This window comes from Nocardia sienata NBRC 100364 (assembly GCF_001613205.1).
GTDB classification, from domain to species: domain Bacteria; phylum Actinomycetota; class Actinomycetes; order Mycobacteriales; family Mycobacteriaceae; genus Nocardia; species Nocardia sienata.
This window is the reverse complement of the sequence record NZ_BDBX01000122.1, coordinates 1-1,290: the sequence shown is the minus strand read 5'-3', so window position 1 is coordinate 1,290 and position 1,290 is coordinate 1. Positions and strand designations below refer to the sequence as shown.

Annotated in this window: 1 protein-coding gene; it reads left to right on the top strand. The window is 65.1% G+C overall.

From position 1 onward, the window contains the following. Positions 1 to 1,290 (top strand): condensation domain-containing protein (locus tag NS4_RS31005; protein WP_157106357.1); only part of this gene is annotated, 1,290 nt, incomplete at both ends.

Here is a 1,290-nt window from a genome sequence, read left to right as displayed (position 1 = left end):
GGTCCGCCTTCGGGCACCGAATGGCAGTTCGCCGGCACCGATACCGAACGGCTGGCGCCGTTGACTCCCGGCGGCTGCCAATCCGATCTCGATCTGGTGGTCGAGGACGACGACCACACCATCGAGGGATTCCTGGTCTGCGCACGGGACGTGATCGACGGTGCGCGGGCGAGCGAATGGATGAATTCTTTCGCGAACCTGCTCGATTCGGTCGTGGCTCATCCGGATCAGCCGCTGTTCGAAAAAACCCTCACCGCTGCGCGACCCCGCGCTCGCAGCGAAACGTTCGTCGAGGGCCGCGCCGATCCCCGTGGTGAGCTGGAAGCGTTCGTCGCAGAGTTCTGGACACAGCTGCTCGGACCGGACGCGGCCGGATCACACGACAACTTCTTCGACTGCGGTGGCGATTCGCTTCTGGCCATTCGTTTGCTGAGCCGGATCGAGTCGAGCACGGGTCGACATATCGCGCTGGGCGTCTTCCTCGCGGAACCCACGATAGCCGGTCTCGCCGCGGCACTCGGCACCAGCGATGCGGCCGCGACCGATATACCGCCGCTCGTGCGCCGGGGCCGACCTGCTCGGGCCTCGTTCGGTCAGCACCGACTGTGGTTCATGCAGCAGCTGGAACCCGACAGCCCCACCTATACCGTGCCGTTCGCGGTCCGCGTGCGCGGCACGTTGGATCTGGAGGCACTGGCACAGGCATTCGAAACGGTGACGGCTCGGCACGAGGTCCTGCGCACTCATCTGACCGGCGGCGAGGTGATTCCGGAGCAGGTTGTTTCCGCCGATCACCCCACGATCGTCGAGGTCGTCGAATGTGATTCGGAAGGGGCGATCTCGGAGTGTGTCGACCGGGTGGTGTCGGAGCCGTTCGATCTGACCCGTCTGCCGCTGGTGCGGATCACTGCCGTTCGCGGCGACTCCGACGATCACGTGGTTGTCGTCACGATGCACCATTCCGTCACCGACGCGTGGTCGTATCGGGTGCTGGCTCGCGAATTGTCCCGGTGTTACAACGCTTTCGTCACCGGGGTGGATCCGGATCTGCCGGAGTTGGAAGTGCAGTACGGTGATTTCGCCGAGTGGCAACGCGACACGCTCGCCGCTGGTTGCTGGCGTGATCAGGCCGAGTTCTGGCGTGCGGAGTTGGCCGGCTGGCCGACGGAACTGGAACTGCCCACCGATAGACCTCGGCCACCGGTGCGGTCCTCCCGCGGTGCATCGACGAGTTTCCAGATCCCGCCCGGCATCACCACGAATATCCGTCGGACCGCCCGTGAGTTCGGT